Annotated in this window: 24 protein-coding genes; 7 read left to right on the top strand and 17 right to left on the bottom strand. The window is 62.2% G+C overall.

What is annotated here, in order from left to right; translation table 11 throughout:
- Positions 1–93 precede the first annotated feature (93 nt).
- Complete coding sequence (locus tag CKW06_RS06740; protein ID WP_157740190.1) at positions 94–2,010, top strand: type 4 pilus major pilin; 1,917 nt, start codon at positions 94–96, stop codon at positions 2,008–2,010.
- A 125-nt stretch (positions 2,011–2,135) separates the two neighbouring features.
- Complete coding sequence (locus CKW06_RS06735) at positions 2,136–2,678, top strand: hypothetical protein (RefSeq protein WP_024957706.1); 543 nt, start codon at positions 2,136–2,138, stop codon at positions 2,676–2,678.
- A 58-nt stretch (positions 2,679–2,736) separates the two neighbouring features.
- On the opposite strand, the gene CKW06_RS06730 is transcribed toward CKW06_RS06735, so the two are convergent.
- The 6 genes from CKW06_RS06730 to CKW06_RS06705 form a co-directional block, all read right to left on the bottom strand.
- Complete coding sequence (locus CKW06_RS06730; RefSeq protein ID WP_024957707.1) at positions 2,737–3,315, bottom strand: hypothetical protein; 579 nt, start codon at positions 3,313–3,315, stop codon at positions 2,737–2,739.
- 138 nt (positions 3,316–3,453) lie between these two features.
- Entirely contained in the window at positions 3,454–3,870 is a 417-nt protein-coding gene (locus CKW06_RS06725) for a hypothetical protein (RefSeq protein WP_143568542.1), read from the bottom strand.
- Positions 3,867–4,133 carry a YecR family lipoprotein gene (gene yecR, locus CKW06_RS24165; protein WP_160313977.1) on the bottom strand — a complete coding sequence of 89 codons (267 nt, stop codon included), beginning with the start codon at positions 4,131–4,133 and terminating at the stop codon, positions 3,867–3,869. Before yecR ends, CKW06_RS06725 begins: the two co-directional genes overlap by 4 nt.
- A gap of 292 nt (positions 4,134–4,425) precedes the next feature.
- On the bottom strand, positions 4,426–4,923 hold the full coding sequence (locus tag CKW06_RS06715) for a hypothetical protein (protein WP_229298520.1): 498 nt from the start codon (positions 4,921–4,923) through the stop codon (positions 4,426–4,428).
- 74 nt (positions 4,924–4,997) lie between these two features.
- The gene (locus CKW06_RS06710; RefSeq protein WP_024958706.1) at positions 4,998–5,381 is read right to left on the bottom strand and encodes a hypothetical protein; all 384 of its coding nucleotides are present in this window, start codon (positions 5,379–5,381) and stop codon (positions 4,998–5,000) included.
- 1 nt (position 5,382) lies between these two features.
- A complete protein-coding gene (locus tag CKW06_RS06705) occupies positions 5,383–6,201 on the bottom strand; it encodes a hypothetical protein (RefSeq protein ID WP_024958707.1) in 819 nt (272 codons plus the stop codon).
- 106 nt (positions 6,202–6,307) lie between these two features.
- Here CKW06_RS06705 and CKW06_RS06700 point away from each other — a divergent pair, with 106 nt between their 5' ends.
- The 3 genes from CKW06_RS06700 to CKW06_RS06690 all read left to right on the top strand — a co-directional run bounded on the left by CKW06_RS06700 (position 6,308) and on the right by CKW06_RS06690 (position 9,741).
- Positions 6,308–6,694 (top strand): helix-turn-helix domain-containing protein, encoded by a 387-nt coding sequence (locus CKW06_RS06700; RefSeq protein WP_024958708.1) that lies wholly within the window; start codon positions 6,308–6,310, stop codon positions 6,692–6,694.
- Positions 6,688–6,999 (top strand): hypothetical protein, encoded by a 312-nt coding sequence (locus CKW06_RS06695; RefSeq protein WP_136191685.1) that lies wholly within the window; start codon positions 6,688–6,690, stop codon positions 6,997–6,999. Before CKW06_RS06700 ends, CKW06_RS06695 begins: the two co-directional genes overlap by 7 nt.
- 135 nt (positions 7,000–7,134) lie before the next feature.
- Positions 7,135–9,741, top strand: coding sequence for an AAA family ATPase (locus tag CKW06_RS06690; RefSeq protein ID WP_230548558.1), 2,607 nt, complete (start codon positions 7,135–7,137; stop codon positions 9,739–9,741).
- Positions 9,742–9,774: 33 nt separating this feature from the next.
- On the opposite strand, the gene CKW06_RS06685 is transcribed toward CKW06_RS06690, so the two are convergent.
- The 7 genes from CKW06_RS06685 to CKW06_RS06650 all read right to left on the bottom strand — a co-directional run bounded on the left by CKW06_RS06685 (position 9,775) and on the right by CKW06_RS06650 (position 13,701).
- Positions 9,775–10,083, bottom strand: coding sequence for a hypothetical protein (locus tag CKW06_RS06685; RefSeq protein WP_024958711.1), 309 nt, complete (start codon positions 10,081–10,083; stop codon positions 9,775–9,777).
- Positions 10,083–10,268 carry a hypothetical protein gene (locus CKW06_RS06680; protein WP_008268538.1) on the bottom strand — a complete coding sequence of 62 codons (186 nt, stop codon included), beginning with the start codon at positions 10,266–10,268 and terminating at the stop codon, positions 10,083–10,085. Before CKW06_RS06680 ends, CKW06_RS06685 begins: the two co-directional genes overlap by 1 nt.
- Positions 10,269–10,304: 36 nt before the next feature.
- Entirely contained in the window at positions 10,305–10,550 is a 246-nt protein-coding gene (locus tag CKW06_RS06675) for a hypothetical protein (RefSeq protein ID WP_024958712.1), read from the bottom strand.
- A gap of 471 nt (positions 10,551–11,021) precedes the next feature.
- On the bottom strand, positions 11,022–11,390 hold the full coding sequence (locus tag CKW06_RS06670) for a hypothetical protein (protein ID WP_024957548.1): 369 nt from the start codon (positions 11,388–11,390) through the stop codon (positions 11,022–11,024).
- Positions 11,387–11,611 carry a hypothetical protein gene (locus CKW06_RS06665; RefSeq protein ID WP_024957547.1) on the bottom strand — a complete coding sequence of 75 codons (225 nt, stop codon included), beginning with the start codon at positions 11,609–11,611 and terminating at the stop codon, positions 11,387–11,389. The genes CKW06_RS06670 and CKW06_RS06665 overlap by 4 nt, the downstream gene beginning before the upstream one ends.
- Before the next feature lie 778 nt (positions 11,612–12,389).
- A complete protein-coding gene (locus CKW06_RS06655; protein ID WP_024957545.1) occupies positions 12,390–12,776 on the bottom strand; it encodes an H-NS family nucleoid-associated regulatory protein in 387 nt (128 codons plus the stop codon).
- Between the two features lie 361 nt (positions 12,777–13,137).
- Positions 13,138–13,701 carry a hypothetical protein gene (locus CKW06_RS06650; protein WP_136191686.1) on the bottom strand — a complete coding sequence of 188 codons (564 nt, stop codon included), beginning with the start codon at positions 13,699–13,701 and terminating at the stop codon, positions 13,138–13,140.
- 313 nt (positions 13,702–14,014) lie between these two features.
- Between CKW06_RS06650 and CKW06_RS06645 the strand changes: the two genes are divergently transcribed.
- Together CKW06_RS06645 and CKW06_RS06640 are read left to right on the top strand one after the other, a co-directional pair.
- On the top strand, positions 14,015–14,269 hold the full coding sequence (locus CKW06_RS06645) for a hypothetical protein (RefSeq protein ID WP_024957543.1): 255 nt from the start codon (positions 14,015–14,017) through the stop codon (positions 14,267–14,269).
- A gap of 6 nt (positions 14,270–14,275) precedes the next feature.
- The gene (locus CKW06_RS06640) at positions 14,276–14,554 is read left to right on the top strand and encodes a membrane protein (RefSeq protein WP_024957542.1); all 279 of its coding nucleotides are present in this window, start codon (positions 14,276–14,278) and stop codon (positions 14,552–14,554) included.
- A 654-nt stretch (positions 14,555–15,208) separates the two neighbouring features.
- Here CKW06_RS06640 and CKW06_RS06630 read toward each other — a convergent pair.
- The 4 genes from CKW06_RS06630 to ku form a co-directional block, all read right to left on the bottom strand.
- Positions 15,209–15,778, bottom strand: a complete 570-nt coding sequence (locus tag CKW06_RS06630; RefSeq protein WP_024957540.1) for a DUF488 domain-containing protein — start codon at positions 15,776–15,778, stop codon at positions 15,209–15,211.
- 106 nt (positions 15,779–15,884) lie between these two features.
- On the bottom strand, positions 15,885–18,431 hold the full coding sequence (gene ligD, locus CKW06_RS06625; protein WP_024957539.1) for a DNA ligase D: 2,547 nt from the start codon (positions 18,429–18,431) through the stop codon (positions 15,885–15,887).
- Between the two features lie 12 nt (positions 18,432–18,443).
- Positions 18,444–18,620 (bottom strand): DUF3606 domain-containing protein, encoded by a 177-nt coding sequence (locus tag CKW06_RS06620; protein WP_064485349.1) that lies wholly within the window; start codon positions 18,618–18,620, stop codon positions 18,444–18,446.
- Between the two features lie 18 nt (positions 18,621–18,638).
- The gene (gene ku, locus CKW06_RS06615; RefSeq protein WP_024957538.1) at positions 18,639–19,583 is read right to left on the bottom strand and encodes a non-homologous end joining protein Ku; all 945 of its coding nucleotides are present in this window, start codon (positions 19,581–19,583) and stop codon (positions 18,639–18,641) included.
- Between the last annotated feature and the right edge of the window lie 44 nt (positions 19,584–19,627).

Genomic DNA, 19,627 nt, shown 5'->3' with positions numbered 1-19,627 from the left:
GATGTCAACCCATTGATTCAAAACATTTTTGACTAAAATAAGGAACTGCTCTCAGGGCTTGTCAAAACGCGGTTGTGTCGCATGCTGAAATGCATGACACCGCAAGCCCGCCCTCGCCGTCGTTCTCCTGCCCCAGGCTTTGGCCTGGTCGAGTTGCTGCTCGCATTGGGGGTTGCCACGGCGATGGGGGCCGCCGCGTTTTGGGTCTACCCCCGCGTCACCACCCGGGTCAACGTGGCCTCGGACGTCGAGAACGTTCGGGACCTGGCCAGCCGCGTTGATCGGTCTCATGGCGTCATCGGCACGTTCCGCGGCGTCAGCACGTTGAACGTCCTTGAGGATGGGCTCGCTCCCACCGACTTCCGCCAAGCCAGCGCAGCGACCATGAGCAACGCGTGGGGTGGTGCAGTGACTGTGTCCCCGGCCACGGTGCGCTTGGCGGGGGATGCCTTTTCCGTGGGGCTGTCCGGGCTTCCTGCGCGGGCCTGCGTGCCGTTCGTCTCCGCCCTTGCGGGCGACGCGAACGTGCGGGACGTGATCGTGGGCAACACCAGTGTTTTGTTGGGCAACGGCGGAACCCTGGACGTCCCCGGGCTGGGATTGGCGTGCGGGGCCGATGGGGCCGTGGTCGACGTCGTCTATTACTCAGGCCTGGTCGCCGGGTCGTCGGTGGCCGTGGTGCCCACGCTTCCCACTCCCTCCACGCCCGCGTTCCCGGCCCCTTCAACGCCAACCCCGGCTGGGCCCGTATCCACCGCTCCCAGCGTGCCCGATGCAGTGCCGGGCGTTCCTGGGAGCGTGTCGCCAAGCCCTGGGGTTGCTCCTTCCCCGGCGGTTCCGCCGCTTCCTGTTGCGCCCAGCGTTCCGGTGCCTCAGCCGCTCCCAACGCCGGTCCCCACCCCGGCTCCGCCGGCCTTGGTGCCGTGCCGGCAATCGGAAAGCTCGGCGGCCCGGGCGAGCTGTCCGGCGGGCACGTGGGGCACAGAGACGGTGCGCACGCGCCAGGTCTGCGCTCCCGGCGACGTGGATCCAAACTCAGACGCCGCGTGGGAGCATCCCGAGGCGTGGGTTCAAGCCCAGACGGTGGCGGCCGTGACGACGAGGGATTGCCAGGCCTGCCCGTGGAGCACCCGTGAGGAACGCGATCAATGGCTCCCCACGTCGCAAGCCTGCCCGTCGGGTCAAACCGGCACGCACACCTGGGAACGGCAGCAGGTGCGGTCGAGGGACGTGTTTACCCACTGCCCGTTTGGCACCACCGCTCTGCCCGGCCCCACTTATGGCGGCTGGTCCAACTGGGTGGATACAGGGGCGCGTCGCAACGAGGTCAACACATGCAAGCCCACGGCTGCTCGCTGCAGCGATGGGAGCTTGCAGGTTGTGGCGTGGCACACGGCCGATGGGCAGGACGTGCCGCCCCCCTCGGGTTCGAGTGGCATTTCTTACTGGTATCCCGATGCGGTGGTGCGCCTGACGCCAGCGGAGAAAGCAAAGCTGGACTGGGCCATCGCCAACGTGCCCATCCAACGGGTGGAGACGCCCGCACCGATGCCCGGCAACTGGCCCGCCAACGTGAGCGAGTCGGCTTTTTACGAAGAGCAATGCAACACGCTTTCGGACGCGGGGAACATCCGTTATGCCTACTCCTACGATTTTGAATGTGTCTCCAACATGGGCATGCATTACTGCGACTACAACTGGACCAGCGGCGGCACCTCTTTGGCCGTGTGCCGGCAAGCGTGCGCGTCCGATTTGGTGGGCAAGACCAACAATCCGTATCGTTGGGAGTGGCCTGCATCCTCGGTTGTGGCTTCGACGCCCTACACCACCTGCACGGGCCAGGCTGGATGCACGCCCAACGGTGGGTTTGGCACCCAGCAAGGCCTGCCGGCGTGCAACGAGCACAACGTGGGCGAGACCTTCGCGTTCAACTGGTATCGCCAGTTCTACAACCCCGTGCGGGTGGACTACCAGACGCTGACGCTGACGTGCAGAGGACCCACCGCGTGACGGTGCATCGAAGCGAACACGGACGCATGGGTGACTTCACGCGGCCGCCCGCGAATGAAGCGCCTAGAAGTTCCGTTGCTTGCAATGACCTAGACTGAAGGCCGTAGAGCCACCAGAGCACATGCATGGAAGATATCGTCTCGGATCAGAACCACCCCAACCAGTGGTTTGCAAGAGCAGCAGGCCTGAGAGCCGGTGCCGCCTGCATTTGGCTGTCCATCAGGGGAAGCGCAGAAGAGACAAGAGAGCTGCTGGGAGAGCCCGTCGGATTCTCTATGGCTCTGGCGGCTCGCCCCTCCTACCACTTGCTCTGCGGCTTGGCGATAGAAGTCCTCTTGAAGGCCATTCTGGTCAGCCGCGGCAAGAAGCCCGCTAACACGCACGACAGCGTGCTCCTTGCCAACGAGGCGGGCCTAGCCACCTCCCAAACCGACGTTGAGCTTCTGAAGTTCTACGCCTCTACGGTTGTTTGGGCGGCCAAGTATCCGACGAGTCGGAAGGGCGAGACTGAGATGATCTCCTATTGGGAGAACGCGGGTGATGTCCTCACAACCAGCGAGCCCGTGCCCTCCAGTCATTGGATAAGAAAGATCGGGTCCAGTGGAAGAACGGATTGGCCTTCTTTTGCCGCGATGTATTCACGGATCGCGGCCTTGCGACAGGCATGACAAGGCCGTCGAACCTAGTAGCGCCATGGACCAGCCATAGACTAGGCGAACTGCCAACCTACGCGGGCGATGGCGCGTTGATGGCGATCACTTCAGAGATGTCGACGGAGCCTCGATTGACCAACACCAGCTTCCTGTCGGTTGCCGAGTCAGGCTCTTCGGAGCCGTGCTGGATTGGATACCAGTTGTTCAGGCGCTCAACGTAAGCGACAACGTTGGTGTGTATGCGGTTATGAGTGAAGGACATTTCAGGATGCCGAATGTCCTTCCCTTCCTCCCTGATGAGATGAAGGACAAGGAACATGCACAGAACCTGCGAAACGCTGCTTCGGTAGCCCTCAAAGCTCTGAGCATCGGAAAGGGACTGCCTGCCCCCAGCACTCGCCATGCTGAAGTAGTATTGCTCGTTCTCGTAATAGATGAAGTAGGGCTCTTGGCTGGGATGATGAACCATCACCTCAATAGCCTGCCCTCCCATCCAGTCCTTCGGACGGCTTTTTAGTGCCTCCGAGGTCATCACAATCTTTCCTGCTTGAGTGATGAGGAGCACAGAGGCGCCCAGCCGAGCAAGGGCTTCATCGACTTGCTTCTGAGCCTGATCCATTTGAGATTCGCGCTTCTTGAATATTCCGAACACAACACATTCCTTGTGAGTTACGCAGACACCGGCGACTCGCGTTCCGCATCAGCCGGGTGCCTGCATTGTCGCACCTAAGACGTCGTTTAGCCTGCATCGGAACCTAGACGCCCGCAGGCCCCTTGAACGAATCGAACGCTACTTCCCCTTGGGACCCAAGAGCGAGGCAGTGCAATAGGCGGCAGCGTTGGCAACGACGTAGTCCCTGCCCGACGGCTTTTTGAGATCCCAGCCTTCTTCAACCAGCCCCCGGACATGCGCAGCAGCCACAAAAATCTCGGCAGTCGTGGGGGTGAGCTGCGCTCGGTGCTCCGGCGAACGGCTCTGGTCTTCGGCCATCGTCCTGCTGATGTCAGTCGCGAACGCCATCCAACGGGAAGAGTCATTGGGCAAAACGGCTGCCGCCGCCATGACGTAGCTTGCTGCGGCCGAGCACCGGGCAACGTCGTTCACAACGCTCTGCGATGGCAAGAAGTCCATCCTGCTGTCTTCCGCCGAAGCACAGAAGGCAAGCGCAAGTGGGAATACGGCCAACAATGGGAGAGGCATCTTCACTCTGATCGACCTTGCCCTGGCGAGCCAGTGCATTGATAGACAACCGATACACGGCGGCTACCGCAGTTGCCAAACCCCCGGCGCGACAGGCACTGAGTCTCCTGAGAGCCGAAGGACTCAGCACCGCTGTAGCCCCATGCTTTGCAGCGTTGCGCCGCCATGCTCTCAGCCTTTTCTCCGTCTACGGAGACTCGCTGAAACTCATTGCTCTCGTAAGAGAGAGTGATGGTTCCGTCCGCTCGGCTAGCACCGGTGACGAGCATTTCCTTGTGCGTCGCGCAGCCAGCAAGCATGAGAGTAGCGACGCAAAGCAGCGCTGGTGTTTTCCCTAACATTCACTCCCCCTGTCATCCAACGTGAAAAAAGACGCCTACCCCTGCTGATCAGCGGCAGCCATGTTAAGTTTAAGCCATGCCCCGACGGTCAGGGAATCTCGCTGGCGAACGAGCCTCTCTTGGTCGAGTTGTCGATTCACATGGGGAGGGGGATATGAAGGGCACGGTTCGGAGCAGACCTCTCATCCGACTAAGGATGAGAGGTCCATGCGCTGGTTCATCAGGCGTCCGGCAGGGCCGTCCTATCCCACGCCCGCTTGAACCACCCGAACACCACGGCCAGCACGCCGATCAAAAGCACGCCCCAGAGCCAAGCCAAGTAAAACGCTGCGGTAGCGATCTCCCCAAACTGGGGATGATCGGCATATTTGAAGCCCAGAACGGCAGCCGCCACCACCGCCACCACGCCCAACCCGCCCCCGAGCAGTGCCCCTTTCAGGAAGCCGTGCTTCCGGAAATACGGGATCCGCCCCGTGCGGACGTGCCAGTCCCAGAGCCGCTGAGCCCGGATGTGGAGCGCCAGGCAAAATGCCAAAAACGCGAAGACGAGCGCACCGGGCACACAACAGACCACGCCGATGAAGAAGTCGCGCTTCATCACCTCCAGGCCGGCCGCCAGCCCAACCAAGCCCAACGGAGCCAAGATGACGCCAGGGAGGATCAGCGCGGACGGGCCCGGCGGCGCATACACAACTTGCTGCGACGGATAGCGGTTCATATGGTCCTCCCCTGTTGGATGGCTGCACGCTTGATCGGGACCGGCGTGCAGTCAAGCGGCGGACTGCGGCCCGTTTAGCCCGCAGACGTCCCTTCGTCGGTCACTTCGACCACTTGCCAACCTTCGCCTTGCGGGCGGAACAGGGCCCGCAGCTTCGGCTTGAGGGTGCTCGGCTCATCCTTGGTGGGCTGGCCGCCGATGTAACCCAGGGCCTTTACCGACCCGCCCACCATGCATTCTTGATCCCCATTGGGCTTCTTCTCGCAGTCGAGATCCAAGCCGCCCGCGTCGGTCACTTCAAACCGCCAAGAGCGCTGGAGGGTTGCCTGCCTCCCCTGCTCGGTGAAAAAGCCTTCCACGACCTTCACCCCGTCCTCCTTCGTGGGGCCCTTGTCGCCAGAGCAGGCCGTCAGGGTCAAAAGTGCCGCTGCTGCGGCCACGATCAGTGCGTGCTTCATGTCATGCGTCCTTGTCTTTGGAAGGGGTGATGCCGATGATCTGGTTCTTGTAGCCGATCTCGAGGCGGTCGATTTGGAGAACGATGTCGGGCAGGCCGTTGGGCTTCAACCTGCCCTCCACGACCTTGAAAAAGATTCGGTCTCCCGTGGCGTCGCGCCCCACCCGTCGCAGCTCGGCCGCGTCTTCCGGCTTCAATCGCAACGCGGCGTGGTAGCGCCCGCCGTGCTCGACCCCGACCACCGCACTGCCCTTGCCTAACGGCGAAGGGCCGATAACGGCCGTCGGAAGAAAGTCAGGCGAGCGGGGATACCAGTCGTGGTTCATGACCAGCACGTAGGCGTGGAGAATGTTGGTGCTGGGGTCGATCTCCACGTCGATGTAGGGCCGCAGGTAGAACGCGTCGGTGGAGGCGATCTGCCGCGCCTTGGCCTCAAACGCAGAGGCCGGGTGGCCCTGCAGGCCGACGCGTTTGAACTGGTGCCCCCATGATCCGATGCAATGGGTTCGCATGGCGGGCGTCATGGCCTTGCCTGCCTTGGCCTCGGCGAAGAGGCCTTCTTCGCACATCTTGTGACCACCCGACGCGGTGGCCGCCAAGCCCCACCGGATCCGGGTGTAGCCGTCGAGCACCGGAGGGTCGCCGTCGTCCCAGTAAGTGCCTGCCGGCTCCAGGTAACGCTTGGTCGCCGGGGCCGAGGCGGCGTCCTTGCCCGCCTGCATCAACCCCTTGCCAATCCTTCCCAAAATGCCGTCCTGGGCGGTGGCCGTCCCGCTGGCCAACGCCAGGCACACGGCCACGGCTGCAATCGCTTGCTTCATGCATCCCCCTGATCCCGGCCACCATGGCCTTATTTGCCATTTTGGCAAATGCGGTGCAGCATGGGAAGCGGCAGACTTGGGGATTGTTCCCGGTTCGTGATCGCCCATGCCTGCCCCTCTCGCCCCAGCTCACACGTTTGGCCGCCGCTTGCGCGAGGCCCGGCTGGCCAAGGGCCTGACGCAAGCACAGTTGGGGGCCGTGCTTGGGTTGGACGAGGAAAACTCCGCCGCTCCCAGGGTTTCTCGTTACGAGAGAGGAGATCGCGTGCCGGATCCTGCAACGATGGAAAAGCTGGCCCAAGCACTTGGCATGCCGGTCGCCTATTTCCATGCCACAAATGATCTAGTGGCAGAGACGTTGCTGGTGATGTCGCGGCTTGAACCCGAACAGCAGCGAGAGCTGCTGACGAAGGTGAGGGATTACGCCCAGAGCCGTGGCGTGGCCATCCTCCCGAGTAGCGACAACGATCTCAGGGAAGAGAAGACATGCTGAAACGACTTCGACGCTGGTGGCTGCAGCGGGATGCGCCAAGCCCGATGGCACCGGAGCAGTTGCAGGCGCTGATGGACATCAACCTTCTGGAAATCCAGTTGGCCGCGTTGGACGCCCTCAAGTCCTCGACGCCAGCCGCGGAAGCGGCCAGGCTGCGATCCCATGCTTGGCTCGCGTCGATGCGTGGGCAAGGCCCGGTCGGGACGCCGAACTGGAGCGAACTGCGGGCTGAAGCGCGAGCACTGAACCGTGATCTGGCAGCCGCCCTGGCTGCCGCCCAGATCGATGCCCCCTCAGAGGCCTGATCCCTACCGTTCGGGAAAACCATTTCCCCATCCCCTACGACCATCACCGACTTGCCTCCAAATGTGACCCGCGTCACTATTGCGGAAGGGGAACGGAGCCTTCCTGGCTCTGGCCATTCACAGGGGAAGTGACCGATGGCGAACAAGAATGGGGCCGCTGCGCCTACGACTCTGGAAGAGTGGTTGAATGGCCGCCCAAGCTGGCTGCGCATGGCCGCTTCCACGGTGATCCAGCACCGCCGCATGCCGAACGAAGAGGAGATGGAGGCGCTGGCGGATCACTGCCTGGCCGAGGCAGCCAAGAAGCTGGATGCTCCCCACCCGGCGTTGGCACCGGGAACCATCTTGGGGACACCCACCGCCGCTGAGCTTCGCATCGACTCGGTCTCCTCCATCTGCGGCGTCAATGCCCTTGGCGAGGACGCGGCATTGGACCTCAGCCAAGGCCAGATGACCGTGGTCTACGGACCCAACGGGGCCGGGAAATCGGGCTACGCCCGTTTGATGAAGCACGTTTGTGGCGCGCGGGCCAAGGGATCTATCCACGGCAACGTGTTCAAGCAGAATCCCGATGCTGCCTCTGCCTTGATCAAAGTCACGGCGACCCGATCCGACGGCACGACATCGTCTGCTGATCTCACTTGGCAAGCATCCGACGGTGCCCATTCGACGTTGAAAGCGGTCCCGGTCTTCGACTCAGCCACAGCGCTGGAGTTCGGAGACAGCGCCACCACCGCCACCCATCTTCCCCGGGCGATGCGGTTCGTCGGGATGCTCATCCACATCTCAGACGATCTCGCCACCCGATTGAAGGCCCGCGCCGCCAAGCTCACCAGCAAACTGCCCATCATCCCGGAAGAGCACGCGCAGAGCAGCGCTGCAACGGTCCTCCGGAAGTTGACGGCGAAACTGACCGAAGAGGATATTAACCAGCGTTGCGCCTTCCCCGCTGCACTGAACGATGAGCGTTTGGCGCTGGAGACCGCACTGGCCCAGGCGAACCCTGAAGTGGCCCACGCCAAGGCCGTCGGAGAGCTAGAACGCTTGTCGCAGATGGCCACAAGCATCTCGGCATTGAAGGAGAGCTTGAACGGCGAGAAGGCCCAAGCCCTCTTGGATGCCCGCAGCAATGCAGAGGTCAAGCGCCAGGCCGCCACCGCCTATGCCACGGCCTTCCTCAATGGGCTGCCGCTCAAAGGCGTCGGAGACGCCGTGTGGCGAACCCTTTGGGACGCTGCAAAGGCGTATTCGACAGGTCTTGCCTACCGTGACCACCCTTTCCCCCACGTTGGGGACGAATCCCGTTGTGTCCTCTGCCAGCAACCGTTGGGAGACGACGGCAAGGCCCGCTTGGCCAGCTTTGAAAGCTACCTCAACGACACCCTGCAGACAGAAGCTAAGAGCGCGGAAGACGCGCTGACGGCGCTGAAGAAAGCGTTGCCCAGTCCTCTCACCGATGTCGCCTGGCAGGCCCAGTGCGCTGCTATTGGCTTGGAAGCCCCCCAAGCCACTGAGCTGTTTGAGGCCATCCATGCGAGATTGAAAGCCATGGCCGAGGCCACGGCGGCTCCGGCAGTGCAGTGGTCGGTGTGGACCAACGCCTACGATCAGAAGGTCAAGACCACTAGCGCTGATCGCGACGCGCTGGCGGGCTTGCTGGACCCGACGGGACGGAAGGAGAAGGAAAGCCGCCTAGCAGAGCTGAAAGCACAACAGTGGCTGTCGGAGCAGCGCGATGCGGTATGGGCCGACGTGATCCGCCTCAAACGCGTGGGAACGGTGGAAGCCGCTGTCCGGTCCACCTCAACCAGCCAGTTGACGACCAAAAGCAATGACATTGGCGAGTCGGAGTTGGCCAAGGGCTATTGCGACCGCTTCAATGCCGAGTTGCGGGCGCTGGGGGGCCATTCGCTTCCTGTCCGCATGTCGTATCGATCCCAAGGCAAAGGGGCGTTCACGTTTTACGTTGAGCTGAAGGACGCGCAAGGCGCCCAGAAGAATCGTGAAATCCTGAGCGAGGGTGAGCAACGCATCGTGGCGTTGGCAGCCTTCCTGGCCGACGCGACGGGCCTTGAACGGGGCATGCCCGTGATCTTCGACGACCCCATCTCCTCCCTGGATCAGCGCTTTGAGGAGGCGGTCGCCAAACGCCTAGTAGATCTGGCCGAGCATCGCCAGGTGATCGTGTTCACACATCGATTGTCACTGATGGTCCTACTGCAGAGTGCCGCCAAGCAGCGGGCCAACCTCGATCAGCCTACGGTCAAGGTCGCGGTTGAATCGATCGCCCGCGATGGAAGCAGGACCGGCATGCCGGCGCAGATCAATACGTTCTCTCTGAAGCCACAATCCGGCTTGAACCAAATGATCAGCAGCATCGGACAGCTTAAGAAGCTTGATCCGCCACTAAAAGAACTTGCCCTGAAGGCCGCCTGCAGCAACTTCCGAATCTTGGTTGAGCGCTCTGTAGAGGACGAGCTTTGTTCTGGCGTCATCAACCGCTACCGGCGCGAGATCAACACGCTCAACAAGCTACAGCGGCTCAGTGCAATCACCCCAGCAGACTGCGCACTGATCGACGGGATGATGACGAAGTATTCGGCATTCGAGCACTCCCAACCCACCGACACCCCCAGTTGGCTTCCGGGTCCGGACGAACTGCTAAAGGACGTTCAAGACATGCTCGAATGGTGCAAGGAGTTCGGTAAGCGAGCGGAAACCGCGGCGAAACCCAAGGCGTAGCCCTGACCACCCGTTACTGCGTGCTCACGTTCATCAGAAGCGCCGCTTGCCAGCGCTTCCCACAGCAGGTGGCAGCGCTTGATGCAACTCGTGCGCGCGAAGAAACGCGTGCAGCCACTCTTCGGCGTCCTTGACGCCCGTCATTTCCCGAATCACCACCCCGGCCAAGCAATCCCCAGGGACGGCAAACAGGTCGTCGTTCAGATCGCTGCTGGACAGAGGGGTATGGAAATCGGCCCCCTCTTGGAACGCCTGAAGCAGGTGCTGCCGGGCAAGAGGATCCCGGCGTGCCGCCCATGCGAGGCGAACGAGCTCCGACGATGGCCAGGGTGCGGGGGTCATCAGAACTCGTAACCGTCTGGCACGCCCGAGGGGATGCCCTGCATGGGGCCCGAGTAGCCCACCTGCTGAACCAGGTTCTGGGCGGTTTGCGACATGCGATCCAGGCGTTCCGGGACTTGGTCCAGGGCGAACAGAACCATGCCAAAAAGGGCGATGTTGAGCAGTTTGTTGAAAAGTTTTCGCACGAGCGAGGTCCTCCGTGGTTGTCAGGGGTTCGGGTTTCAAAAAAGCTGGTGGTGTTGGGCGATGCCGAACAGGCAAAGCGCCCAAGTGGCCGCAATCGCTGCAGGAGCCAGGCAGAGCGACACGCCGATGGCAATGTCCGACAGCTTGGCCTTGGGGTCGGTCACCATCTCCCATCCCAGCTTGGCCGCTCCCATGCCCGACATGGCGTCGAACAGGAATCGCAGGAGGGCTCCAGGGGTGGAGGACCGGGCGGGCGCTTGGGTTTGGCTGCGGGTATTCATCAGAGCGCATCCAGTCGATCAGCAATGGCCAATCCGGCGACCAATCCAGCCAAGAGGCAAAAAGCAAAGAACGTCAACATGGGGTTCCCTTTGGTTAAAGAGCATCGGCGCTCTTCTCTGATCTCAAAGTAAAAGAAAACCAACTTTTCGCAATAGATTGACCCTACATTTTTATGACTAAAACACAAAACTGACGGAAAAAAGCAGAAAACACAAAAACCCTAAAACACCTCACATTTCCAGCCCAGCGTCGGGCCCGGCGGAAGCCGAGGCCCCACCCGCCCTTCCCCCAATGCGCTTTTGCTTCATGCCACTTTTGACGTTGCCTTTTTCTCTTCAAGAGCTCAAAAGAACGCGGCCTGGGCCGCGCCTGAAAAGCCCCCTCCGGGGAGGTTAGGACGTGGGCCAGGGCTTCCCCCAGCCTCCGCGTGGCTGTCCTTGGCCCCATGCCCGCAAAAGGCGTCCGAGGGATCAGGCGTTGGCTTGGATGCATAGCCAGACCAGCTGGCGGACGGCCTCGGTCAGACGAATCCCAGCCCGGTTAGCGTCAATCTGCAGGGCCGTCACGGCATGGAGTCCCAGCTGCACACTGGGGAGCGCGGCCCTGTAGCGCTCTCGCCCCTTCGACCCCTCCCCGGTCCACGGCGTCGGGCGTCGAGGGGAAAACGGTTCTCGAATCTGGGCGTGTTGCTCGATGAGTTGAGCCAGTGCAGCGCGCATGCTCAGGCCTTGCGCGGCGGCCAGGGCTTGAAACGCGGCTTTGCTGGGCGCGTCAATCCACGTCTCGTGGATGGTTTCGACCAAGCGTTCTGGGGGGCGGAGAATGTAGCGTTTGGTCATGCAGGGCTCCCGTGCGGCTTGGCCATCCATCCTTGGGCGGCCGCTTCTTCAGCGGTCAGCAACGCGGAAGTGCCCAGGAAGCGTGTGAGCTGGTAATGGCCGATGGTGTGCGGATACCGCTGGAGGTGGGCGTGCATGGCTTTGTCGAAGTAGCACTGGCCACCCGAGCGGCGCTGGTATGCGTAGAAGCGTTTGCGGCGACTCGTTGCTGGCGTCTTCATGCCGAACCCGCGCAATCGTCGCAACGCTGCATTTCTGCCGGATACGTTGAGAAGGGGTAGGCCCCTTTCTGCCCCACTTCCCCGCAGCACCCACACTGCATGAGCCCCCGAGCCGTTTGGCAAATCGCGGCCTCCGGGCCTTGCCAAACCACGCCGACAACGACGGCTTCCCAGGAGCTGCCGCTCCCGGCAACCACAGTGAGCCTGTCGCCGTTCCGAACGTTCGGGGCGGGCACCCGGGCGCCCCACTCGCCCGTCTGGAGTTGGATGGGGCTGGCGTGGTGGTGGGCCATTAGAAGAACCCCCGATAACCATGGGCAAGTAAGCCGGACCGGCCAATAACGTAAGCAATCATGCGAAAACCTTTGAAGAGGGGGCGCTCCCTCGCTACCCACGCAAACTAAGCCACCCCCAAAAAATCGCAATACTTTGCGTCTACGTTTTATTGACTAAGTATCAAAACCGCCAAACGGGCCGCAGATCGATGGAAAACTTGAAACGCAGCACATTTCCCGCCAAGCGCCGGGCCCGGCGGAAGCCGAGGCCCCACCTGCCTTTTTTCCCAAAGCGCTTTTGCTCCATGCTACTTTTGACGTTGCTTTTTGTCTTCAAGAGCTCAAAAGAACGCGGCTTGGGCCGCGCCTGAAGAGCCCCCTTCGGGGAAGAAAGGCTCGGGGCCGGGGCTTGCGCCCCAGCCTGAGCGTGGCTGTCATTGGTTCAACGCCCACAAAAAAAGCCCCGGTTTCCCGGGGCTCTATCTGCAACGCTGTAATGCCGGTCAGGCCTTATACGGGTGCGCCGGCCATTCTTGGTCCGGGTTATTCTTCTTCCACGCCTTGCCTTCAGCAGTTTCGGCCCACGCAAGGAATGCCTTGGGCTGCCGCCCGGTGCCAGCCCACGTGGTCCCGTCCGGGATCTGGAACTTCGGGGCGCGACTGATGCCGGCGCTTGCAGAAACCGCCTTGCGTGGCTCAAGCAGCGCCTTCAGATCGTTCTTCTGCTTCGTCGTGTAATGCTGCGCAAACTGCTGCAAGGTCTCGTAGACTCCTGCAAAGCTGGCCCCGGCTTCGGCCGCCAGCGCGTCGCCTTCGGCCTTTTCCATTTCGGCCACCAAGGCCTCCGCTTCAGCCTTTTTCTTGCGGATTTCTTCGAGCGTCAGTGCCACGGTTTTCCCTTGGATTTGGTCAAACCCCGATCCTGCCGTTTTGCGAGATTACTGTAAACCCTCAACGGCCCAACCCCGGCTCTCCAGTGGCGACTGCCACGGGGCTTCACCCTCAAAAGTCACTGAGGGCATGCCTTCCGCCGGCCACTGGAGCAAGCCCTTGGCGGTTCAGGGGACCGGCCGTGCCCACCTCCACGTTCCACCATGCAATGCCGCAATGTCCAGGGGCAACCGGGCGCCGGCAAAGCCTTGGGCAGCGGTCCCGCGATCCGGGCGTTCAGGCGGTCAACCAGGTGCAAGGCGTGCTTGTGGAAGATGACGTGGATGTTGCCGTTCTTAAACCGCCCGCCCAGGAACGGCTTCAGCAGCTCCCCACCTCGTGCGTCACCAAGAACCCTTCGGAGCCCCGTGTCTTATCGGATGCAGCCTGCTGGGTGGCGCGATTGGCCTTCATGGCCATCGTCTCGGCCCAGACACGCAATCCGATGTCCTGCAGACGGATATCTTCCCTCTTTCTCGCGGTCGATTCGATGATCCAGTGGCGGCCATACGCGCCATGCATCAATGGCGCCCCTGGCCATCCTTTCCGGGCGACGGTCATGGCCAGTCCGGCGATCAACCGAACGTCAAAGCATCGCCTCGTTTCTTCCTCGGATAGTTCCAAGCGCGGAGCAAGCAATGCATCTCGGGCCTTCGTATCGGCCTGTATGACCCGCTCAAGCTCTGCTGGGGTTGGAGCCCCCATGCGCGTCCACACTTGCGCTGGCGAGCATGCCTTGACCCAGTTCCAAGCGCTTGCGGTGTCGTCAGACGGATCAGCCGGGTGCAGGTAGAGCCGACTTTCAAACACGGCCCGGAGGGTTTCCGGGTGCTTCCACTGGCGACCGTGGATGTAGTGTCCGCAAGCCAGGATCTTGTCGCACACGGGCACCACCACGGGTGCTGGCACGGTCAGAAATCGTTCAACGCCCGCCGCACTATTTCGGCCACGCTGACCTGCACCGATCCGCTTTTTCCGGCGGTTGCGCCATTGGTCGGCCCTCGGAATCGGTGGCCGATACCATCAATCGCGCGGACATGAAACTCTACGACCGCCGAAAGCGGGAACGGCAGTGAGCCTGCCCTCAGATCCGGGCATGGGGCCAGTTGTGGGCTGCCCTCCTTACGCCGATGATCGCCTTCTAAGCGTAGTAAGCGGCCTTTCAGTGCCGCCCAGTCTCACCGATGGAGAGGGCAACATGGAGAAGCGGGTGTGCTTTGATTTCGAGATTGATTTCAGCAACGGGGGCGGGATTCAGGGCCAAGGCTTCCGGCTGGACATCGCCGGTGATGACATCACCGATGAGGCGTTGGCCGACTACATCGTGCGCGACATGCGCCTGCTGATGGTGGGCGAGGTTCGCATCCTCAACAAGGAAATCATTGAGGAGCCTCATAAGCGCCCGGCGCACGGCCAAGACGGTTCAACTGTCCACGACCCAAAGGACGGGTGAGCGGCCATGCATCCTGATGTTCTTGGCTGGACTGCAACCGCCGTGTTGATAGCCACGTTGGTCCGGCAAATGATCAAACAGTGGCAGTCTCCCCATCCGGAAACGGTCTCCAAATGGCTGTTTGTCGGTCAGATGACCGCGTCGACCCTGTTCACCGCCTACAGTGCACTTTTGGGGTCAACGGTGTTTGTGGTGACCAATGCCCTGCTGCTGCTCACGGCCGTGGTGGGACAGGTCCTGGCTTGGCGTCGACGTCGGCGAACCGGCGCGCCGCCTCCCTGCTGACCCAGTATTGGCTGCACCAAGGAAGGCCGTCGTAGGCGTTTAGCAGCCACTCTTCGTCAGATCCGAAACGGACGTCGCCTGACATGCTCGACCCGGCCTCCGACCGTGACCAGCGTCGAGATGGCCCAGTCGCTGGAAGCGGACACGGGCGGAAGCAACAAGATCTCAACGCCGGCCCCCATCGCCGCGCCTTTCCATACCTCCACTGTGCCATCCTCGCTGGGACTGCGGTGGAGGCCCCAATCCGAGGCGAAATCCGTCAGCGCTTGCCGTCCATGTATCCTATCGAGCGCGCTGCAAAGCGAATCATACTGAGCACTCCTCACTCCCCTCCCCCTTGCATCGTTTTCTAACCTGCGCTTCACCATCCATCCCAGACTACTTCATGGCAGACATGAAGATCGAAAGCCAGTCTGAATCCCTCAGGAGAACGCCAACTTTCTGACGGGGCAGCCTCCGATCCATTACCTGAAGCTGGGACCAGGGACGACCGCCTAAGCCGATTCAGGCAGGGTTGCGCGGCTGCCCGTCGTCTATCAACAACACCGTGCGGCAAGCGCGCGCCAACTGCAAGGCAGCCGACATGTCCGCATAGCTTCGATAGGGAGAAAATGCGCCGGGCGGGCCCGACACGCGATCGCCCTACTGGTTGGTTCAGAACAGCTCCGTCTGAGCCGGTGGGTAGACAAGCGCTGGCCCGACGGCCTGCGCCATCGGGTTCAGCGGATGCGGTTTGGGTTCGGCGTGGGACACGATGTGCAGCACCTCATGGCCCCGGTGCGTCAGCAGGTCGGAGATGAGACGTCGGTGGCAACGCCACCACGGTGCCTCCGCGCACATCAGCGCGGTCCGATGTTCGCCCCCCAGTGCAAGCACCTTCGATAGCCCGCCGGCGAACTCGGCGGTCGCCATGTGGTCTGCGTAGCCCTGAAACGCGGCGTTGTCCCACGCACCATTGGGCGAATCCGGCTGCACCTTGCGCCGCCCGCCCAGTTCAGGAATCCAAAGATACTCCACGCCGTGCGCTGGCAGCGTTTTAGCCATCTGCTCGGATGCGAACCAAGGGTGACGACGCGATCCTGGGAAACGACGCACGTCCGCGATCGCCGAGATGCCTTGTGCGAACAGCAGGTGTAAGAACTCGTCCCAAGGTCGAGTGGAATGCCCGATGGTCCAGACGGTCACCGGGGTCGGAGCGGGAGCATCGCACTGCATGAGGCTCATTGGACAGGAGCCGGCATCAAGCCCGCGTGCTCATCACGTGCTCGGCAGCTGCCAACGACGCTCGCGTCTTCCCGTCTACGCTCGGACACGACCGCGGGGATAGCGGCTAGTCGTTTCGGGCCCATTTCGACAAGTTCTGCTTCAACGCATCGATGCCCTCCCAGGGATCCTTGCGGCGACGTTTCAGCTTGCCCGGCACGTCCTTGATCGTGAACGCGTCAGCCCGTTTGAGGTTTGGCAGCTCGCTCCACGCCAGAGGCATCGCGACAGGCGCGCCCGGTCTACCCCGCAGGGAATACGACGCCACTGCGGTGGCACCTCGACCGTTACGCAGGTAGTCGACAAAGATCCGCTTGTTTCGAAGGGCTTTGGTGGCGGTGGCCAAGAACCGCTGAGGTTCCGACTGGGCCAACGCGTCGGCGAATCCTTTGGCGAAGCGCTTGGTCAGGTCCCAGTCGCACCCGGGATTCAAGGGCACCACGACATGAAGGCCCTTGCCTCCGGATACCCGCAGGAAGGACTCCAGCTCTAGTTGGGCCAGAAGCTTCCGGATATCAGTGGCAGCCTTTTTTACCTCCGCGAAAGGCACATCTGGGCCGGGGTCTAGATCGAATACCACCCGGTCGGCACGGTCAGGCTCCTCCGCGTGGCTTCCCCACGGATGGAACTCCAGGGCATTGAACTGGACCAGCTCCAGCAAGCTGGCCGCGTCGCGCACTACGAGGTAGTGGGCGTTGATGCCGCTGTCCTCCTTCAGCTTGACCGAGTCCACCAGCTCCAGCCCGGCGGTGTGGTGCTTCTGGAAGAAGCAAGGCTTGCCAGTGCCGGCGGGACAGCGAATGATCGACAAGGGCCGGTTGATCACCTCGGGCAGCAGGTGATCCATCACTGCCGAGTAGTAATCCCAAACGTCTTGCTTCGTATAGCCGTCGCCAGGGAAAAGGACCTTGCTCGGGGAGGACAGTTTGGGGGGCACGCGTTCGACTTGAGGCGTTGCGGCGGTCTTGCGGGCAGAAGACGCCGCCGATGCCCGTTTGCCACGGGCCGGTTTCGCCGGGGCGGCGCGATCCGAATCCGCCAAATCATTCACTTCCTTGTCGGCCCGCACGGCTTTCAAGGAGGCTTGGCGCAGCAGTTGCTGCCCCCCGATGCCGCGATAGAACACCTCCACCACGAAGCGCGGCTCGAACCACGTGGCAGAGCGAAGATCGGTGTCCTCGGTGGGCACGTAGGCCGTCGGCTTCTTGCCTCCCCCTTGGATCCTCTTGCTCACGTCCTTGATCAAGGCGTCGGAGAACCCGGTGCCCACCCGGCCCACGTAGAGCCAACCGTGTTTGGCGTCGGGCTTGGCCAGTAAAAGCGAGCCAAAGCCGCTGCGGCTGCCCTTGGGGGCCGTGTAACCGACCACGGCGAACTCGTCGCTGGCCAGCTGCTTGGTCTTGCGCCAGTCGTCGCTGCGGCCGGGGTGGTAGCCGCGATCGGCGCGCTTGGAAATGATGCCTTCAAAGTGCTGTTCGCCAGCCAGGCGGTAGGCTTCGTTGCCGTCGCCTTGGACGTGAGAGCTGAAGGCCAAGTGGCCGGCCTGGCCCGCCAGCAGCTCCTGCAGGAGCGCCTTGCGCTCCAACAGAGGTGCTGCGGCCACGTCCACGCCATCGATGTGGAGCAGGTCGAAGAGCGCGTAGGCCAGCGCGCCTTGCCGCTCCCCGGACAATGTCGCCTGGAGCAGGTTGAAGTCCTCCTTGGTGCCCGATCCGGCGATGAGTTCGCCATCCAAGGCAGCAGAGGTAAGGCCCAACTCCGCCACGGCGTCGCGTATCTCGGGGATCTTGTCGGTCCACTCCAACGCGTTGCGGGACCAGAGCCGGACGGCCCCATCGGCGACCGTTGCGAGGATCCGATACCCGTCCCACTTGATCTCATGGACCCATTGGTCGCCCTGCGGCGGGGCCTCCCCCAGCTTGGCCAACTGGGGCTCGAAGGGGCCGGAAGGCGGAGCCGCCTCTTTCGCTTTGGGCAGGGCCAAGGCCTTCTTGGCCCAGTTCTTCCGTCGCGCACGCTTTGCAGGGAGGGCTTTGAGCTTCTTCTTGTCGGCTTTACCGCCGCCGGCCCTCCTGATGTCTGCCGTTGGGGCCGCCGACACATCGGCGAGCAGATCGTCCGCTTCCAGATCGCTCGCATACGCATCGTCGTCCTTGAACAACAGCCACTGCGGCTGACGGGCCGGTTTGCCGGACCGGACCAAGTGCCACCCGCCTTTGAGCTTGGTGCCGAACAGCTCGAATCGCAGGTGACCCTTGGCAAGTTGTGCCTCTGGGTCTCCTTGGGTGGCCCAAACGCCGTGATCAAACTGGGCCACGTGCCCACCGCCGTATTGCCCCTTGGGGATCTCGCCTTCGAAGCTAGCGTAGTCGACGGGATGGTCTTCCACTTCGACCGCCATCCGTTTGACCTTGGGGTCGTAGCTAGGGCCCTTGGGGACGGCCCAACTCTTCAGGGCGTCGCCGATTTGCAGCCGGAAGTCGTAGTGCCGGCGGCTGGCGTGGTGAAGTTGGACCACGAAAATGGCGCGCTGCCCTTGCGGCAGCGCTTTGCCAGGCTCGGGCTCGTTGGTCTGGTCAAAGCGGCGCTTGCGACGGTATTCGACCAAGGACATGACGGCGCCACGTTACTTGCCCAAGTGCTTGCGAACGGCCGCAGCGGTGGGGCCAACGGCTTTGACAGCGGCCCGGACCTGATCGACCGACACGCCCAGCGCCTTGGTCCAATACTGCAGCTCGTAGTCTTCGTTGACGTTGATGCGGTCGCGGTCCGGGCTGCCGGTGTTCTTCTTGTCGTCGCTCATGGGATTCTCCTTGGGTGATCAGGCGCTCTTTAGAGCCTTCTTGGCGGGGGCTTTCTTTGCGGCTTTCTTTGCTGGGGCCTTCTTTATGGCGGCCTTCTTGGCAGGCTTGCTGTCTTTGGTGGAGGACTTGGAGGCGGTCTTCACCGGCGTTGCTTTCGCCGGGGTGCGCTTGTTGGTTTCCAAGCTCTTCTGGAGCAGCGCCATGAAGTCCACCACGTTGGTCGCCGAGTCCTCGCGATGTTCCGGTTCCTCGAAGGTGGTCGTGGCTCCGGCCTGCTTCACCCGCTTCTTGATGATGTCGGACAGGCGCTCGCGGAACTCGTCCTGGTAGCTGTCCGGCTCCCACTCAGAGGTCATGCTCTCAATCAGCTGCTTGGCCATTTCGAGCTCTTTGGGCGCAACCCGGTAGTCCGACGCCCCCCCCTGCGGCAGTTTGTATTCGTCCGGAGCCACCAACTCCTGCGGGTAGCGAAGCAGGATCATGATCAACGCATCGCCTTCGGGCATCACCGCGCAAATGTATTCGCGCGTGCGGATGACCACCCTGGCGATGCCCACCTTGCCGGTTTCCTTCAGGGTCTCTCGGAGCAGGACATAGCCCTTTTCGGCCTTCTTGCCGGGCACCAAGATGTAGGGCTTTTCGAAGAACCTCAGCCCGATGCTCTCGGCGTCGACAAAGGCCTCCACGTCGATGGACTCGTGCGTCTCGGGGGCGGCCGCGGCGATGTCTTCTTTCTCTATGACGACGTAGCTGCCCTTGTCGTATTCAAAGGCTTTGACGATGTCCTTCCAAGGCACTTCTTCGCCGGTTTCGGCGTTGACCCGCTCGTAGCGAATGGGCTTTTTGTTTCGTGCGTCCAACATGCGAAAGCTCAGATCCATGCGACGCTCGCCGGACATGAGGGACACCGGAACGTTGAGCAGCCCGAAGGACAACGAACCACTCCAGATGGGCCTGGGCATGCCAGCCGCCTCCAATCCTAGGGCCTTTCGTTGTAGGCCCGGCC

Source organism: Stenotrophomonas maltophilia, assembly GCF_900186865.1.
GTDB lineage: Bacteria > Pseudomonadota > Gammaproteobacteria > Xanthomonadales > Xanthomonadaceae > Stenotrophomonas > Stenotrophomonas maltophilia.
Note: the sequence above shows the minus strand (reverse complement) of the source record. Positions and strands in the feature narration are given on the sequence as shown.

Bases quoted from the DNA above. Each gene is read 5' to 3' on its own strand.
- CKW06_RS06695 (WP_136191685.1), top strand. From the start codon at position 6,688: ATGCTGAAACGACTTCGACGCTGGTGGCTGCAGCGGGATGCGCCAAGC.
- CKW06_RS06700 (WP_024958708.1), top strand. From the start codon at position 6,308: ATGCCTGCCCCTCTCGCCCCAGCTCACACGTTTGGCCGCCGCTTGCGC.
- ligD (WP_024957539.1), bottom strand. From the start codon at position 18,431: ATGTCCTTGGTCGAATACCGTCGCAAGCGCCGCTTTGACCAGACCAAC.
- CKW06_RS06685 (WP_024958711.1), bottom strand. From the start codon at position 10,083: ATGACCCCCGCACCCTGGCCATCGTCGGAGCTCGTTCGCCTCGCATGG.
- yecR (WP_160313977.1), bottom strand. From the start codon at position 4,133: ATGCTCGTCACCGGTGCTAGCCGAGCGGACGGAACCATCACTCTCTCT.
- CKW06_RS06740 (WP_157740190.1), top strand. From the start codon at position 94: ATGACACCGCAAGCCCGCCCTCGCCGTCGTTCTCCTGCCCCAGGCTTT.
- CKW06_RS06675 (WP_024958712.1), bottom strand. From the start codon at position 10,550: ATGAATACCCGCAGCCAAACCCAAGCGCCCGCCCGGTCCTCCACCCCT.
- CKW06_RS06640 (WP_024957542.1), top strand. From the start codon at position 14,276: ATGCATCCTGATGTTCTTGGCTGGACTGCAACCGCCGTGTTGATAGCC.
- CKW06_RS06630 (WP_024957540.1), bottom strand. From the start codon at position 15,778: ATGAGCCTCATGCAGTGCGATGCTCCCGCTCCGACCCCGGTGACCGTC.
- CKW06_RS06705 (WP_024958707.1), bottom strand. From the start codon at position 6,201: ATGAAGCAAGCGATTGCAGCCGTGGCCGTGTGCCTGGCGTTGGCCAGC.
- CKW06_RS06735 (WP_024957706.1), top strand. From the start codon at position 2,136: ATGGAAGATATCGTCTCGGATCAGAACCACCCCAACCAGTGGTTTGCA.
- ku (WP_024957538.1), bottom strand. From the start codon at position 19,583: ATGCCCAGGCCCATCTGGAGTGGTTCGTTGTCCTTCGGGCTGCTCAAC.
- CKW06_RS06715 (WP_229298520.1), bottom strand. From the start codon at position 4,923: ATGAACCGCTATCCGTCGCAGCAAGTTGTGTATGCGCCGCCGGGCCCG.
- CKW06_RS06620 (WP_064485349.1), bottom strand. From the start codon at position 18,620: ATGAGCGACGACAAGAAGAACACCGGCAGCCCGGACCGCGACCGCATC.
- CKW06_RS06710 (WP_024958706.1), bottom strand. From the start codon at position 5,381: ATGAAGCACGCACTGATCGTGGCCGCAGCAGCGGCACTTTTGACCCTG.
- CKW06_RS06670 (WP_024957548.1), bottom strand. From the start codon at position 11,390: ATGACCAAACGCTACATTCTCCGCCCCCCAGAACGCTTGGTCGAAACC.
- CKW06_RS06690 (WP_230548558.1), top strand. From the start codon at position 7,135: ATGGCGAACAAGAATGGGGCCGCTGCGCCTACGACTCTGGAAGAGTGG.
- CKW06_RS06645 (WP_024957543.1), top strand. From the start codon at position 14,015: ATGGAGAAGCGGGTGTGCTTTGATTTCGAGATTGATTTCAGCAACGGG.
- CKW06_RS06665 (WP_024957547.1), bottom strand. From the start codon at position 11,611: ATGAAGACGCCAGCAACGAGTCGCCGCAAACGCTTCTACGCATACCAG.